The following is a 16,202-nucleotide window of genomic DNA, read 5'->3' as shown; positions in this document are numbered from 1 at the left end:
TCTTATCCTTTAATATTTGGTTTGAAAGATGGCTCCCTTTCTTCATTATCATCGATACATAGCACATAAGTATCTATTGTATGCGATGGCACCCGAGAATAGTCATTAATAAGCCACCTTATAAAACCAAACATAATAATTAATAAAATCAATAAAAATGGTAATCCAGACAACACTACTGAAGTCTTTAAAACGGACAATGGAGCATTGATATATAACATTGCTAGCGGTATAAGTGTTAATAAAATGCACCAAAATAATTTCATACCTCGACTAGGATCTTGCCCTTCTGATAGATTCCTAGTTGAAGTAGCAGCCATAGCATAGGCAACAGCATCCACATGCGAAGCTAACATAACAATCATAAGAAATAACAATACTGCAAGGAATACCTTGCCTAGCGGTAGATGTAAAAATGTAGCAACCAAGGCAGCTTCTCCACCTTTTTCATTCACTATGTTAACAACATCAAGAGCACCTGTTAAAAATTCATGAATGCTATAACTTTCAAGCACTCCAAAAAGAAACCAAGTCCCAGAGCTAGAGCCAAGCAAAAACGCCCAAATAATTTCACGCATCTTCCTCCCAGCCGATACACGCGCAACAAACAAAGCGACAGCCGGAGTATATGAAATCCACCATAACCAATAATACACTGTCCAAGACTTAGTAAAATTACCATCGCCATAAGGATCTGTGAATAAGGACATGCCAAAGTAATTAGAAAAAATAAACCCCATGCTATTTACTATATTGTCTAAGATAAATTGAGTAGGACCAATGACTAGCACAATGGCAGCTAGAATCAAAGTGCCATAACCAAGCACAGAGCTTAAGTTTTGCATGCCCTTATCTATACCCATGTATGTGCTTAGCAAAAACATCGTAGCAGAAGCAATAGTAATAATTGCTCGGGTAATAAAATTATCTGGAATCCCAAGTAAAGCAGATAGCCCAATACTTAGTATAATCACGCTTAACACTAAGGAGAGGGTTAATGCTCCAACTGATGATAATAAAAAAACCATATCTACAACCTTGCCAACAAACCCTCTAGAATCTATTCTAAAAATCGCGGAAATCATACCTGATAATGATAATCCCTTGTTTTTGCGAACATGAATATGATATGTAAAAGCAATAGAAGCTAATGCATAAGCAGACCAAGCAGAAATTCCCCAATGAAAAAATGAGTAAGCGGCAGTGGATTCTAATGCTTTTTGCGATTTAGGAGTTAAGCCTAGTCCGGGAGATTGATAATAATAAACCCACTCTATGGTAGCCCAATAAAAAATAGATGAACCAATTCCAGCACAAACAAACATAAACAACCAAGGCATGGTTTTGTATTCTGGCTCTTGGTCTCCCATTTTAATATTTCCATATTTACTAAATGCAATATACAGGCATATAAAAAGCCCTATTAACACAATTAGCTGTATTGATGAACCTAAATAATCCGTAACCAAGCCAAATAAAATAGAAGCATATTTATTTGTCGCCTCTGGGAATAAATAAATGCTACCAGCTACAACTACAACACAAGCTATTGACATAAATATAAGTGGTCTATCAGCGGCTGTATTTAATTTATATTCATGGTGAACAGATTTGGATTGTGTATTCATCATTACCTCATTAATTCTCATAAAGTTAAAGCAATTAAGATGATAATAAATAAATATCTATAAACAAAAAGTAAATGTAAATTAGAAAATAGAAAATGTGAAATATTTTACAGTTAATCATTTTATAAGAATAGTAATATATTTTCTAATATTAATAGAATAATGCAATACATAGGATTAATATCGATTTTAGAATCTCAATCTATATGCAATCTTAGATGTTTATCTTAATATTTTTCATTCTAAGTTTCATATTTATTTTTGAAAATTAGAATGAAATGTTTAGAACTTAATATATGTTTGTTGTGAGCTATAATCTAATATTGATATAGAATTGGTTATGTCTAAGATATTAATTGCTAGATTATTAGAAAGTTGTTTATAGAATCATGAATTAAGTATATTGCATCTATTTAGAATCTTGTTTGTTTGTGTCTTGTCTATAAGCATACGTTGACATGTGACGTTTGTTTGGATTTGTAAGCAACTTCTTGATTTTATGTATAGAGCGGATTATATGTTGCTTTAAGGAATGAAAATCCCATTCTAAGATTCCCTTTCTGCAAACAAGCGCAAATGCAGTATTTCTAATTGACATTTCTCTGCTTAAGTAAAGGAAGATAGCCTTAATGCGACGTCTAATAAGATTACGCTTCACTGACTTGGCAACCTTCTTATTAATGCTAAATCCAAGTAGAACATTTCCACAAAGATCACGATTATATTTTCTACTATGCTGTAACTTATATTTAAGCTTATTTAGAGAAATAGCATGAATGCAAATATTATCATGATTTAGCCTTACGCCATCTTTAAAAAGAACATTGAATTCAAATGAATTTTTAAGGCTAGAAATAGCTTGTTTTGAATTCTGATTAGAACAAAAATAATGCGGCATACAAATCCCTTATTTTTTAAGTATAAATGCCAAAATACATCTATGCTATTCTTTGCTTTAATATTATATCCATTTGAAAATCATAAAATTACTCACCACTCAAAGCCAAACTTTGCGCATGTGCAATTAATGGGTCAATCACTTTATCCAAATCCCCATTTAGCATAATCTCTTCAAGACTATAAAGAGTAAGATTTACTCTATGCTCTGTCATGCGATTTTGTGGATAGTTATATGTACGTATGCGCTCACTTCTATCTCCACTGCCAACTTGATTTTTTCTTGCTTCATGATTCTGTGTAGTCTGCGCCTCTAGCTCTGCTTCATAAAGCCTTGCTTGCAAAATCTTCAACGCTTTGTCTTTATTCTTATGTTGTGATTTTTCATCTTGCATAGATACAGTTATACCCGTTGGAATATGAGTTATTCGCACAGCAGAATCTGTAGTATTAACGCTTTGACCTCCATGTCCGCCACTACGAAAAACATCTATCTTCAAGTCATTTGGATTTATTACAACTTCCAAAGAATCTACCTCTGGCATAATAGCCACAGTGATTGCTGAAGTGTGGATTCTGCCTTGTGATTCTGTTTTTGGAACACGTTGAACACGATGTGTGCCACCCTCATACTTTAAGCGAGAATATGCACCATCACCTTTGATTAAAGCTATTACTTCCTTGTATCCACCAACTGAATTTTCACTAGAGCTAATAATCTCTACGCGCCAACCCTTAGAATCCGCATAACGACAATATGCACCAAATAAATCACCTACAAATATTCCGGCTTCATCTCCGCCTGTACCAGCACGAATCTCCAAGTAAATATTTTTTTTATCATTTGGATCCTTGGGAATAAGAAGAATCTTGATTTCGTTTTGAAGCTCTGATTCTCTAAGCTCCAATTCTCTTAACTCTTCTTTAGCAAGCTCACCTAATTCCTTATCATCTAATAAACTCCTATTACTTGCTATATCATCAAGTACTTTTAGATATTCCCTTGCTTTCTGCGCTATCTCATCAGTTTCACTTTTCTCTATACTAAATCTTTTTAATTTTTCAACATTGGACATAACTTCTTGCGTGCTTAGCAATGAAGATAACTCATCATTTCTAGCAATAATTGGCTTTAACTTCTCTACTAGCATATTCTACAAAATGCCTAGAATTACTGCTCTTGACTAAGCTTTTTAACAAGTACATTAAGCCTTGAAACCTTTCTTGCCGCAGTATTTTTCTTTAAGATTCCCTTACTAACAAAAGAATGTAATTCCTTATTAGCCCTTTTAAATGCCTCGCTAGCACCAGATACATCTTTATTGATTACAGCCTCATGCACGCCCTTTATAATATTTTTTATTTTTGTGCGATAATAACGATTGCGTTCTGTTCTTTTTTGTGTTTGCCTGATCCTCTTTTCTGCGGATTTATGATTTGCCATGCTACTCCCTTAATAGAATTAAAAGTTTTTATTATAACATCTTACTTTTCAAATTGGATAAATTATTCCATACTTAATGAAAATATAGTATTTCAAATCCATAAAAATCTTGTATATCATAAATTCCTCTCATGTTTTTAATATCTTCTAAACAAGCTCCCTTATCTCCAATCAATGCCGTAAAACCATGATTTGAATTACTTAATGATTTTTGCAATTTTTCACAATGGTTGAAAAAAACATATTTACCGTTATGCATATATGGAACCAAAAGGGCGTAATTAGCACTATGTATCATAAACACAGCAATATGAGAATCTATTGACCTTTCTTCTAATGAAGAAATTTGTTGTTGTAATGTGCTTTGCATATTCTCAATGCGATTCCCATAGAAAAATACAGCAATAATACCAGCAAAGCACCAGGTCCATAATATATAAGCGAAAAGTCTATGTCTATTTGTCAAAAAATACATAAGATATGGCACACATAATAAAACAATAGGAAATGCGGGCATAATGTAGCGTAATGTTTTAAAAGGTGCAACAAATATAACTAAAAACATCCATATAAAAGAACAAATAGAATAAATAGCTATTAAATCTTGCTTAATAATTTGATGCAAGGACTTTATCCTAAAAGAATAAAAAAATAATACAAACCCACATAGCAACAGCATGCAAATAAACATTCCCAGATTACTATATATTAAATAAAAAAATGATTGCGTAATTTCTGTAATATGGGAAACAAAATAATCTAAATTAATTTTATCTGCTGCTTCTTTCCCCCTATCTTGAATAATGCCTGCAAAATACTTTGGATATATTAAAACATTTAAAACCAAAGACAAGATTGTTATATATATATATATATATATATCTTTTTATACAAAGAGCAGTATATATTCCACATACCATAAAAATAATAGTAACAAAAGCAATTGTAAAATATCCAGATAACAATAAAAGGGAGGTTGAAATAATCAAGAAACAAGACATACGCACAATTCTAGGTTTTAAGTCTTTAGGTGAAGTAGGATTAATATTGCAATTATTCAAGAGACAAAAAAGCATGCTATTTGCCCATAGAAACAAAATAAACAAACACTCTTGTAACATATAAGGTCTCATGAATAATGTATTTGTGATAGAGGCTGGATTTAAAAATGCCATCATTAAAAATACAAGTATACATACTTGCATAGTGTTGCTATTAGAGCTAGCAAGTAGTAGCAGATTCCTTACTAGGCAAATAGCAAGAACAAAACTAAAGGCAAATAAAACAAGATTTAGAGATATCCCTCTATATAGTAAGCTTTTTGTATCATTGTCTATAAAACCAATATGCCATAATCTAAAAATGCTGTAATACAAATTAGTATGTGGCCTGTCGCGATTATTCTTCCAAAGCTTTGCAATATCCCTAAAAGCACCGCTAATAGTAGGGTCATTCCACAATAATTTTTCTTTTATTGTATTAGAATCTAATACAATACCATCTTCATAAAATTTTCCCCAACCATAATCATTATATTCTGAAAGCACAATAGACAGAACTTCATCAAGATGTAAATCTACCCTGTGTTCCAAATAATACAATCTCAATCCTAAAGATATTAGAAAAGTAGTTATAACTCCAATATAAAATAATCTAATATTCATAATAATTACCCAATAACTGAATTTTAAACAAATGCAACACAAAAATATGATCGTAAGTAAAAATGTTCATAATGAATACAATTTTATAAGTGTATTATATAAATAATTCTATATTTATAAAGCAAGAAATAGTATTTTAAAATCCACAGTAAAATATACAAAAATATAAGAAGGTATGATGAATAATCAATCCATAATAAAATCCAAACATCAAGCAAAATAAAGTAGTCAAGGATACGAATTGTCTCATAATAATAACTTGAACTTATTCATGCAAAAAAGAAGTCTATATATTCTTAGTAATGCTAGAGCAAAAGGAGAATTTTATCTGCGTTGCTTATATGCTGATGATATAGACTTTAGTCCGCTTTATCTATCTAATAAAGAAAACACAGTAATCAAAAGTGATTGGTTTTGCTTATTTAATTTTTCAAATCCACAGTGTGCTATTGACACCATATTGCCAAATGCCATGACATTAGATGAATTCTTTCAAAAAATTATATATACATCAAATGCATTAGTCCCAGGAAATCTTCGCGAATTTTTCCTATCTGTTGCCTTAAAAACAATAAAGCACAATAAAGATCTATCTAAATTGCAAAGCGCGGGCATAATAAATCCAGAAGAAAGTTTTATTTCATATTTGGAGAGCTCAAATATATTATTGAAATTCTATGATGAGCTACGTGCTCATAAGATACCAATTACAATAGACAATATAATGAAATTTAGTGAAATTGATACATATATTGAATATGAATGGCAGTTGGCACTATTAGCAGAGATTTATACAGAATATCAAAGAATCCTAAGCCTTAATAATCTAACAGATTCTATTTATAGTAATGATATTTCGCATAACTACCATATATTAGAGGCTTATTTGCAAAAGTTTGAAAGCGTGCATATAGACCTTGATGGTTTTATATCACCAATACAATATGAGATCATATCGCATATTGCTAAAATCATTCCTATTTGCATACATTTCAGCACAGATTCTTATAATATATCACACTATACACATGCCTTTAGCAAGAGTTTAGAATCCAATTGTAAATATATCTATTGCGTTTCAAATGATATATTGGTATGCAAAAAAGAATCAAAGCTAAATACTAACAAAATCAATCTATACAAAACACAAAGGCAAATTAATCAAGCAAATCTAGCCCTACATCTTGCGCTAGATTGGCAAAATCAGATACTAGATGATAAAGCTAACGAAAGCGACTTTGCTATTATCCTGCCTGATGAATCTTTTGCAACAAGTTTAATGGTTTTAGATTCTTGCAATTTGTTTAACTATGCTATGGGAATTAATATCCAAACTTTAGAAGAGTATATGGTGCTAAAGTCATTGCAAGACAATATGACAAAAGATATAGCACAAAAAAATAAATATGACTTTCAAACTAGAATAGATATAACACCAATAATTTCATTTATCCTAAGCCAAAGAAAAAGCATAGAATCTAATCAAGACTACATATCAAAGATACAATTCATATATCAATCATTGCAATATATGCTATCAACAAGTCTGAATTGGAACATTTCATTTAGCTTAGAATCTAATAATAATTTGAATGAAAATTTAAGTGAAGATTCTCAAATAGAATCATTTTGGGGCTTTTTGCAAGATATTATAAAACATCAAAACTATTATATAGAAGAACCCAAGATAGAACATTTAGAACAAATTTTACGTATTATTTTCTACGACTATGAAATCATTATTTCAGAATGTATAAAAATTATATCAAGCCTATCAACATTGTATAATGTTAATTTTTTAGCAACATCAAGACTTGGTTTTTACGAGCTTTTTATGCTTTTTATGCGCGATATAGAAAGATTTAGTTTAAGCGATACAACTGGTGGGAAAATACGAATCATTGGAGCATTAGAGGCTAGAAGTCTTAGCTTCAAAGAAGTTTTGATTCTTGATTTCACAGATGACTTAATACCAAATGTCAAATCAGATAATATGTTCCTAAATTCCAGAATAAGAAAATTCTACAACATCCCAACGAAACAAGATAAAGAGAAGCTATTCAAGCATCATTATTTCAATATCATCAAAAACACCCAAAAAGCACATATAAGCTTTGTCAATAATGCTCAAAAAGTTCCATCTACTATGCTATTTGAATTGCGTTGCGATATAGATATGGCACAAGATATTGACATGATATATCAATACTATGATATGCAAGATAACTTGCCATATAACTTTGTTGAAGATAATTTTGGCGCATTTAGCTATACAAAGCCATTTAGTCCAACTGCTATTGATATATATCAAACATGCCAGCGTAAATTCTTTTTCAAATATATTGAAGGCTTAAGCAGCGAGCCTACAAGTCCTAATGGGGCAAACCATAAAGATATTGGAATCTGCATTCATAACGCATTATATAAGGCTTATTCTAAATTTATTGGAACACATATTACAAGCGAGAATATAGATTTGTTAGCCAATACATTTGAGCAAGAGTGCCTACATCAAGCTCAAAACACAGAATATAGCACCACAACAAAGCTAGAGATAGAGAAACTTTGCTATCTTGCTAAGCATTTCTTTGATTATGAGAAAAGCAGGGTTAGAAAAAGCACGATAGAAATTCTAGCCCTTGAATATGATTTTCATGCAAAATGTGGGAAGCATGAATTTGTAGGAATTATAGACAGAATAGAAAAACATGATAATGCCATTTGGATATATGACTACAAAACAGGAAAAAAGCCAAAAGATATAGAAAGCATGCAAATGCCAATATATAGCCTTTGTATTGAGATGGCTAAGGAAAGCTTTAGCTTTTTAACTCCATATAAAAATTTGCCAATGAATTATGTCTATGTATATGCATCTGAATTTGCACAGGATAATGAAAAATCTTTTATCTTAGAACAAAAAAGAGAGAATTTAAAAGAATCGCAATCAAAACTATTAGAAATATTAGAATCATTTGGTAAAGAGAATACGCAAACAAAACAAACTGCAATATGTAATATTTGCGAATATAACCTCTTATGCCAAAGAGTTTAATACAATAAAAACATATAAACTTAATTAGCACTAGAATACAAAAAAGTAACTCTAGCTAAAGCATAAATTTCTAAAACTACAAATATGATTTATATCTGCACTAGACTAGTATGCTGCGAATTATCTTGAAAACTTAACTTAAGTATTCCAAGCTATAATTTCTATTCTATAAAAATATATTTGGGTAGGAAAATATTTGTTTTGAAATTTGATATATGCCTAAAATATAAATTATTCATTAAATTGAAGTTTTAAATTTTACATGACTTAAAGCAATAGCACTAATATCAACTGCATATTCAAAAATCTATGCAAGTAAGAGAGGTAAGAGAAAATAAGCAAAACAAGCTAACAAAATTTCTGAATAACTTCAAGCAATTTATCTTTAAAGGTATAAATATCTTCTAACTTTTCGATTTTGATTCTCTCATCAATACCGTCATTAAATGAAATATACTTGTTTGCTGTTTTGAAATGTAAATAACATATCCATTTCCTACGACTATCATCACATACAATCCCAAGATAATTATTCGTATTACGATAACCTAGCTTTCTACTATCTATACTCTCAGAGAGGATAGCACGAACTATATGAAACCCTTCTAACTCTTCTGTGCTAATTTCATTGCCATTTTCAGACTCTATCTTATCTTCATTTGGATTGCTATTTTCTTGGTTTTGAAATTGAAGTTCATTTTTGATTGAATTGATTTTCTCATTTGCAATGTCATTGATAATCTCATTCAAAGAAGCACGTACATATTCTTTAAATTCTTCAACCAATCCTTGGGTTGCTCTTTTATTTGTAATCTGTGCAATAAAAAATTTTGCAAAATCATCACTTGGTTTTTGCATTTGATCCTTGATAACGCTTTTGATTCCAGTAGTATATTTTTTGCGATTTGCCATATCCAAAATAGCATCTAAATTGAGCTTATCTCTAGCAAATCGCTCTAAATCTCTTTTATTCCTCTCTTTTAAATTGAGCATATTAATCACCATAAAAGGAGTAATATCCATTTTATTTTTTTCATCCAAGTCAGAAAAAAATCTATATTCGATTCCATTTGTAAGAATCCCAAACTTAGCATCAGTTACAGTAAAATATCTTACAAGCTGGTTGTTGTGATTATCAAGATTTTCATGGATACTTTTTGCCTCAATCAATATCAAAGGTTTGCCATCATTCATAATAGCATAATCTACTTTTTCTCCCTTTTTGCTCCCAACATCAGCAATGTATTCTGGCACAACCATACAAGGATCAAATACATCATAACCCAATATATTTAAGAAATGGGGCAATAAAAGCCATTTTAGTGGCTTATTCTGTTTGAATACTTTCTTTAGGTGTATTTCTAATTTTTTCTGCTAGAGCATCAAGTTTTAGAACATCCATAGATACCCCCGAATCTTTCATGTTATCTTATCTATATCATAAGCAATATTATATCAATATCACTTTAGTTTTGTCAAAGGATAAATGAAATTATAATAAAAATTAATAAAAATGCAAAAAATAAATTTTGTTTTGAAGTTATAAATATTGCTTATATGAGGCTAAAAAATTTAGTCCACAAAGACAATAAAATTTAGGTTATTCTAAGTTAAGAAAATAGAGGCTAATTATTATTGAACCAACTAGAATCAAATATTAGATTCTGCATAGTTTGCTTTTCAAACTCTTCTATGGCTAGTGCTATGCAGTAACTACTTCTTGCTTGAAATCTACATTGTGTGATTTTGTCCTGCATTACCTTATAATGTAAATATACATCTTGTGGCACATGAAAGGACTGCGGCTTTTGAGCTGCGAGGTAAATAAAAAATTGCCCAAAGCTATACGCATTGCTAAGATATGGATTAGCGCAAATCAACATAGAGCTAAAGTCTTTTCTATGAATGCAATCAAGATTAACCGGATATGGTGAGTTTGCCTTAAATGTAGAATCTTTAATAGTAATTTGGTATTCAAGAAAATTATTTCTTATACCAACATTAGATTCTAAATTAGAATCTTTTGGGCTAAATCCAATATCATTTTTGTAGCTTTCATTATTATATTCTATATCTAAATTTGCTTGTGAATTGCTAATATTTTGAGCAATTATTGTTGGATTGCATTCAAATGTTATTTTACCATCTATGGATAAAGTATTGCCTCTTATACTAAGCTTAGCATCACCTATTCTAGCACTAGTGCTATCTATAATCTCTAATGGTATTGGGCTTTTGCACTCTGGTATAGGAATATGCGAACCTTTAAAAGATATATAATCATTATAATAAACCTTGCAAGTAGTTAAACTACAATCAGATATATGCAGTCCCCTTTTTGCAGAATCGCTTTTATTGAAAAAGCCACTAAATTTTACTATTGGGAAACTTTGTATGAATTGTTGGAAATAAGATTCTATTTCCTTACTAGATATGCCATTATCATATTTAAATTCACTGCCAATCATAAACACAGTGCCAAACACAATAAACAACATTAATATAGCATTAATGCCAAACATTCTATTCCCTTAATATTCATAGCTAACTGCAAATCTCTTTAAGTATAAAAGATTATATCAAGAAAAACTTACTAATGATTACAAAGCTAAATTAAAAACCACCATCAAGCTAAGACTCAAAACAAAATCAAGGAGTTTTTTGCCCAAATATATCCTTTTTTATACGCAAAATCTCATTAATGATATTTGGTGAACCACGAAGCAAGGAGTGTAGCTCAAGAAAATACACATTATCATTTTTTACTGCGTTCAAATGTTTAAAGGCTGGATTAGCATTAATTAGCTCATTTTTATCTGTGATTCTCAAACCATATAAAATAACTTCTGGATTTTCTTTTAATAGAAATTCTGGGCTAAGAATTGGTCGTTGTCCTACTATATCTTTAGCAATATTATCTACACCAATTGCATCTAAAACATCACTAGGAAGAGTATTTGCGCCAAACACCATTAAGGGCGTAGCACTATATATAAATACAGCTCTTTTATTTACTGGCATAGCCTTGATTTGAACTAGCTTATCATTAAAGTCATCTAAAAGTTTTTTAGCATTTTCCTGTTTATTGGTTATATCTCCCAATGTGATTATGTTATTCTGAATATCTTTTAGACTATTCACAGGTAATTGCATGGTCTTTATTTTCTGTCTTTCTAGCTGATCTTTTAATCCAATGCTATAACTTGTAAGAATAACTATCTTTGGCTTTAAGCTTAGAATCTTCTCTATGCTTGGATTAGTAAAAGTCCCAACTTTTTGCAATTTTTTAGTCTTTTCTTTAGGCTCAATTGTCTTCATATCTGGGATTGCAAGTATTTCATCTTCTGCCCCTATCATGTATAGAATCTCAATGCTAGCTGGATCTAGCACAATCATAGTATTCTTAGATTGTCCTAACACAGATAGGTATAGCATTGTAAACAATACAAAATAAAATCTCCACATTTGTGTCTTAAGCATATATTTTCCTTTAATAATAAAATGGATTATTATTATATAAAAATTATTACGTTTCATCTCATTTAGGATAATAAAATATAAAAATTAGCTATTCATTAAAGCTAGACAAATAGCTACAAAACATTGGAGCAATTCTTGCTACATCTTTCAAACACAAAGCACCACCATATTAAAATAAACACAATTAAGATAATCTGATTAAATTATTTATCGAAATTATTTTGGGTTTAAATTGTTTGCATATAATTCTAAAATAGAATAATATAGTATTTAATAAGCGAGGAACTTTATCATGAGAAAGATTTCTTATTTTACAAAAATTTGTGCTTCAGGGATTGTTGCAACAGCATTGGTTGCAGGATCATTAGGATCTAGTGCTAGCGCATTACCTCTAATAGGGATTGAGGCTGGCGGAATTGTTTCGGCAGATTTTAGTGATGCAAAACACTATAATTTTGATAAATCATCTCTATCTTTTGGTGGTTATGCTCGTATATGGCTAAAAACGAAAATAAGAATAGCTCCATTTGTAAAATTCGAAAGCGTCTCATCTGGATCGCTTCTGAAAAATAGATATAACAATATACAATATGGTGCAGTAGTTGGATACTCTATATTTGGAATTCTAACTCCTTATGTTGGGGGTTCACGCTCGACATTTAATAATAACCTAACTGATACTTGGGCTCTTAACTATGGCTTGCATTTTACACTTCCACTTGTGCCATTAGCCATTGGTCTTGATGGGTCTTATCAAAAACCAAAGTTAGATGGATATAATATGAATATTCATAGAATCGGGCTAACCTTAGCACTTCAGTTTTAGTTTAACACTAAATACTCATAGCCCTATAATCTAATTGTTATACATACTTGCTAGGATTTAGCAAATGAACAGAAAGCACCTAAAGGCTAGAAGAAAAAACAATATAAATACACAAAAGGAGCTGCTACCTCCTTTTGGATTTAAGAGAAAGTTAAAACTAGCAAATACACCGAACTCAACACATGTAAATATCAAAAAACATAACAAATCTAAGAATATAGATAGCCACACAGAATCCAAAGCTAACACCCAGCCCATTATTCCGATTGCAAATGTTGGCATTATGGGTAAGCCAAATGTAGGCAAAAGCTCTCTTTTCAATCGATTACTAAAGAAACAAGTAGCCATTACTTCAAACATAAGTGGTAGCACTAGAGATATAAATAAGCAAAACCTACGGTTAAATGAATTTGATATTTGTATCATTGATACTGGTGGATTGGATATACTTGATTCTATTGGGACAAGAGCTAGGGCAAAGCAAAATACAAGCTTAATACAAGCAGATTCTAAATCTTGTAACTTTATACCTACTATAAATCAAAGCCATATAGCTAGTGCATTAAAATATGACATTTCGCTACATTCATATGAATATGTAAAACAAAGCGATATTATTGTATATATGGTTGATGGTAGCATGGGTGTAGATGATAGCGATATAATGATTTTTAGAGAGCTATCCAAACAAAAACCAGCAATATTGGTATTAAACAAAGTAGATAGCGATAAAATTGCATTAGATACTCACGATTTCATGTCTTTTGGAGTTGAGTTCATAATGATTTCTGTATCCAATAATCGAGGTATAACAAAACTCATCACAACAATAGAATCAACAATTCAAAAGTTAATAAATACAAACCAGCTACAAAAGAAAAGAATTTTGGTTGATGATAAAAAAATATCGCTTTTAGATTCTAGCCTACATAAATCTTTTACAGCAAAACAAAATTTAACCCAAAGCATAGGATTAGATCCACTTGAATATTATGACAGATCAAATGAAAAAATATATTTCTCAATGGAATCAAATCAAGAAGAAATTCCGCAAATTCATGTAGGGATAATAGGCAGACCAAACGTAGGTAAAAGTTCCATATTAAACGCTATAACAAAAACTAATCGATCCTTAGTCTCCAATGTAGCGGGAACAACAACAGATCCAGTCAATGAAAGTATTATTCATGATAATAAACAAATTACATTCGTTGACACAGCAGGTATCAGAAGACGCTCAAAAATTAATGGCATAGAAAAATACGCATTGGATAGGACACAGAAGATTCTACAAGAATGCGATATTGCCTTGTTGGTATTAGATAGCAGCATGGAGTTTGTAGAGCTTGATGAAAAAATAAGCTCTATTGCCATCGATAATTCTTTGGGCATTATTGTTCTTTTGAATAAATGGGATATAAGATGTAAAGAATATACCAAGCTAAAAGAAAATTATTCACATAAATTTAGATTTCTAGAATATGCTCCAATTATCACAGTATCAGCCGCTACAAATAGGCATATATATGACATAAAGCAAAAAATCATAGAGGTATATAATAATTTTTCTTATCGTATACCAACTGCAAGGCTCAACGAATGCATACAAGAAGCCATTAAAAAACACCCAATTCCAAGCGATCATGGCAAGTTCATTAAGATATATTATGCTACACAGTTTGATACCAAACCGCCACGTATAGCCCTTATGATGAATAAGACTAAGCTGCATTTTAGCTATCAAAGATACTTAGTCAATACCATTAAAACAGAATTTAAACTCTTAGGTACTCCAATTATATTGGAGCTTCGTGATAAAAATAAAGATGATGCTAATCCCAATTAACATAAAAAGTAAAAATACTAGTAATATTATAAAGCGCGTATTAAGCAAATCACTTCATATAGCCAAGATAGCTTAAACTATTTATATTTAGACTCTGTAACTATTTTTGTATTAGTATCTATCTCGCTTGATATGATTTCTACCATTTTAGAATCAGAAATGCCAATACCTACTTCAACCATTCGTATAACATTACCCTCCTCTAATATCCAAACTTGCCCTTTGGGCTGTGTTTTTGTATTAGTATTTACAGCTCTTTCACTACGCGGTCTTGATGGTCCCCCTGCTTGTGTTAAAGGATTTGATGAGGCTTTTTTCTGTGTTACTTTTGATTTGCTTTGCTCTGGGTCATAGAATAACGCACTAAGTGGCACTATCATTGCACCGCTAGAGCTTGCTACTTTAATTTGCGCAGTTGCATTCATACCGGGCTTAAGAAGAAGATTATCATTATTCACATGAATTGTAGTTTCATAGCTAGTTATATTATCTGTGGTTGTGGCTGCAAAATTCACCCTATCAACACTTGCCCTAAACTCTTGATTTGGATATGCGTCAACGTTAAATATTGCTTCCTGTCCAGTCCTTACTCTGCCAATATCTGATTCAGAAATATTTACAACAAGATTCATCTCACCAAGGTTTTCAGCTAGTTTAAATAATGTTGGAGACTGAAAATTAGCCGCAACAGTCTGACCTAAGCTAACACTTCTCTCTAATACAATACCATCAATTGGGCTTCTTATGATTGAATTTTGCAAGTCAATATTTGATGTGCGCAAATTTGTTTGAATCTGATTAATAGCTGCTCGCTTAACCTTTATATCTGCCTTAGCAGAGAGGTATTCCATCTTTGCAGTTTGTAATTCTAACAATGAGGGTGAACGCCCGTTTGTAGCTTCATATAGTTTTTGTTGTTGCCTATAATTCCATTCCTTTTGAGAGAGAGATACTTTAGAAGCTTCTAGATTTGCTAGAGCTGATGTGAGTTGCGCTTCATATCCATCTTTAGTTTGATTTAATTTGTTTGGATTAATTTCAGCTAGGATTTGATCCTTTTTTACCACATCATTTACATCAACATATAGCTTATATATAGTGCCTGAAATTTGGCTACCTATCTCAACCTCATTTGTAGGAGAAAGAGTTCCAGTAGCAGAAACTGTTTGTGTAATATCCTTTTTAATGGGGTTTACCGTTGTATAAATGACTTCATTACCGTCTCGTAATACAAAAAGCATAACCAATAAAATCAAGAAGGCTAGAATAGCAAGCCATACAAATAATATATATTTCTTTTTTGTTGGAGTTATAGTTTTATATATATCTTCACTAGTTGGCATAAAAAATCCTTAATCATGA

General features: G+C 31.1%; 13 protein-coding genes. 3 read left to right on the top strand and 10 right to left on the bottom strand.

Annotated features, from left to right (window positions below):
- Positions 1-2 precede the first annotated feature (2 nt).
- From LS73_RS04260 to LS73_RS04235, 6 genes are all read right to left on the bottom strand, one after another.
- Positions 3-1,628: a BCCT family transporter gene (locus tag LS73_RS04260; protein ID WP_081955541.1), complete on the bottom strand. Its 1,626-nt coding sequence runs from the start codon at positions 1,626-1,628 to the stop codon at positions 3-5.
- A gap of 409 nt (positions 1,629-2,037) precedes the next feature.
- Positions 2,038-2,526, bottom strand: a complete 489-nt coding sequence (gene rnpA, locus LS73_RS04255; protein ID WP_052089563.1) for a ribonuclease P protein component — start codon at positions 2,524-2,526, stop codon at positions 2,038-2,040.
- Between the two features lie 88 nt (positions 2,527-2,614).
- A complete protein-coding gene (prfA, locus tag LS73_RS04250) occupies positions 2,615-3,676 on the bottom strand; it encodes a peptide chain release factor 1 (RefSeq protein WP_034557684.1) in 1,062 nt (353 codons plus the stop codon).
- Positions 3,677-3,696: 20 nt separating this feature from the next.
- Positions 3,697-3,969: a 30S ribosomal protein S20 gene (gene rpsT, locus LS73_RS04245; protein WP_034557687.1), complete on the bottom strand. Its 273-nt coding sequence runs from the start codon at positions 3,967-3,969 to the stop codon at positions 3,697-3,699.
- A gap of 73 nt (positions 3,970-4,042) precedes the next feature.
- Entirely contained in the window at positions 4,043-4,594 is a 552-nt protein-coding gene (locus tag LS73_RS04240) for a hypothetical protein (protein ID WP_138069987.1), read from the bottom strand.
- A 166-nt stretch (positions 4,595-4,760) separates the two neighbouring features.
- Positions 4,761-5,570 carry a hypothetical protein gene (locus tag LS73_RS04235; protein ID WP_034557691.1) on the bottom strand — a complete coding sequence of 270 codons (810 nt, stop codon included), beginning with the start codon at positions 5,568-5,570 and terminating at the stop codon, positions 4,761-4,763.
- 304 nt (positions 5,571-5,874) lie between these two features.
- On the opposite strand from LS73_RS04235, the gene LS73_RS04230 reads away from it, so the two are divergent.
- Positions 5,875-8,688: a RecB family exonuclease gene (locus LS73_RS04230; protein WP_034557692.1), complete on the top strand. Its 2,814-nt coding sequence runs from the start codon at positions 5,875-5,877 to the stop codon at positions 8,686-8,688.
- A 348-nt stretch (positions 8,689-9,036) separates the two neighbouring features.
- On the opposite strand, the gene LS73_RS04225 is transcribed toward LS73_RS04230, so the two are convergent.
- From LS73_RS04225 to LS73_RS04215, 3 genes are all read right to left on the bottom strand, one after another.
- Positions 9,037-9,996: a type I restriction endonuclease gene (locus LS73_RS04225; protein WP_233708838.1), complete on the bottom strand. Its 960-nt coding sequence runs from the start codon at positions 9,994-9,996 to the stop codon at positions 9,037-9,039.
- A 317-nt stretch (positions 9,997-10,313) separates the two neighbouring features.
- On the bottom strand, positions 10,314-11,210 hold the full coding sequence (locus LS73_RS04220) for a hypothetical protein (RefSeq protein WP_034557693.1): 897 nt from the start codon (positions 11,208-11,210) through the stop codon (positions 10,314-10,316).
- Between the two features lie 127 nt (positions 11,211-11,337).
- Positions 11,338-12,168 carry an ABC transporter substrate-binding protein gene (locus LS73_RS04215; protein ID WP_052089564.1) on the bottom strand — a complete coding sequence of 277 codons (831 nt, stop codon included), beginning with the start codon at positions 12,166-12,168 and terminating at the stop codon, positions 11,338-11,340.
- 292 nt (positions 12,169-12,460) lie between these two features.
- Here LS73_RS04215 and LS73_RS04210 point away from each other — a divergent pair, with 292 nt between their 5' ends.
- Both LS73_RS04210 and der read left to right on the top strand, forming a co-directional pair.
- The gene (locus LS73_RS04210) at positions 12,461-12,994 is read left to right on the top strand and encodes a hypothetical protein (protein ID WP_034557695.1); all 534 of its coding nucleotides are present in this window, start codon (positions 12,461-12,463) and stop codon (positions 12,992-12,994) included.
- A 64-nt stretch (positions 12,995-13,058) separates the two neighbouring features.
- Entirely contained in the window at positions 13,059-14,840 is a 1,782-nt protein-coding gene (der, locus tag LS73_RS04205) for a ribosome biogenesis GTPase Der (RefSeq protein WP_052089565.1), read from the top strand.
- Positions 14,841-14,917: 77 nt separating this feature from the next.
- On the opposite strand, the gene LS73_RS04200 is transcribed toward der, so the two are convergent.
- On the bottom strand, positions 14,918-16,183 hold the full coding sequence (locus LS73_RS04200; RefSeq protein ID WP_034557697.1) for an efflux RND transporter periplasmic adaptor subunit: 1,266 nt from the start codon (positions 16,181-16,183) through the stop codon (positions 14,918-14,920).
- Positions 16,184-16,202 lie beyond the last annotated feature (19 nt).

The organism is Helicobacter muridarum, from assembly GCF_000765805.2.
Taxonomy (GTDB): Bacteria; Campylobacterota; Campylobacteria; order Campylobacterales; family Helicobacteraceae; genus Helicobacter_A; species Helicobacter_A muridarum.
Note: the sequence above shows the minus strand (reverse complement) of the source record. Positions and strands in the feature narration are given on the sequence as shown.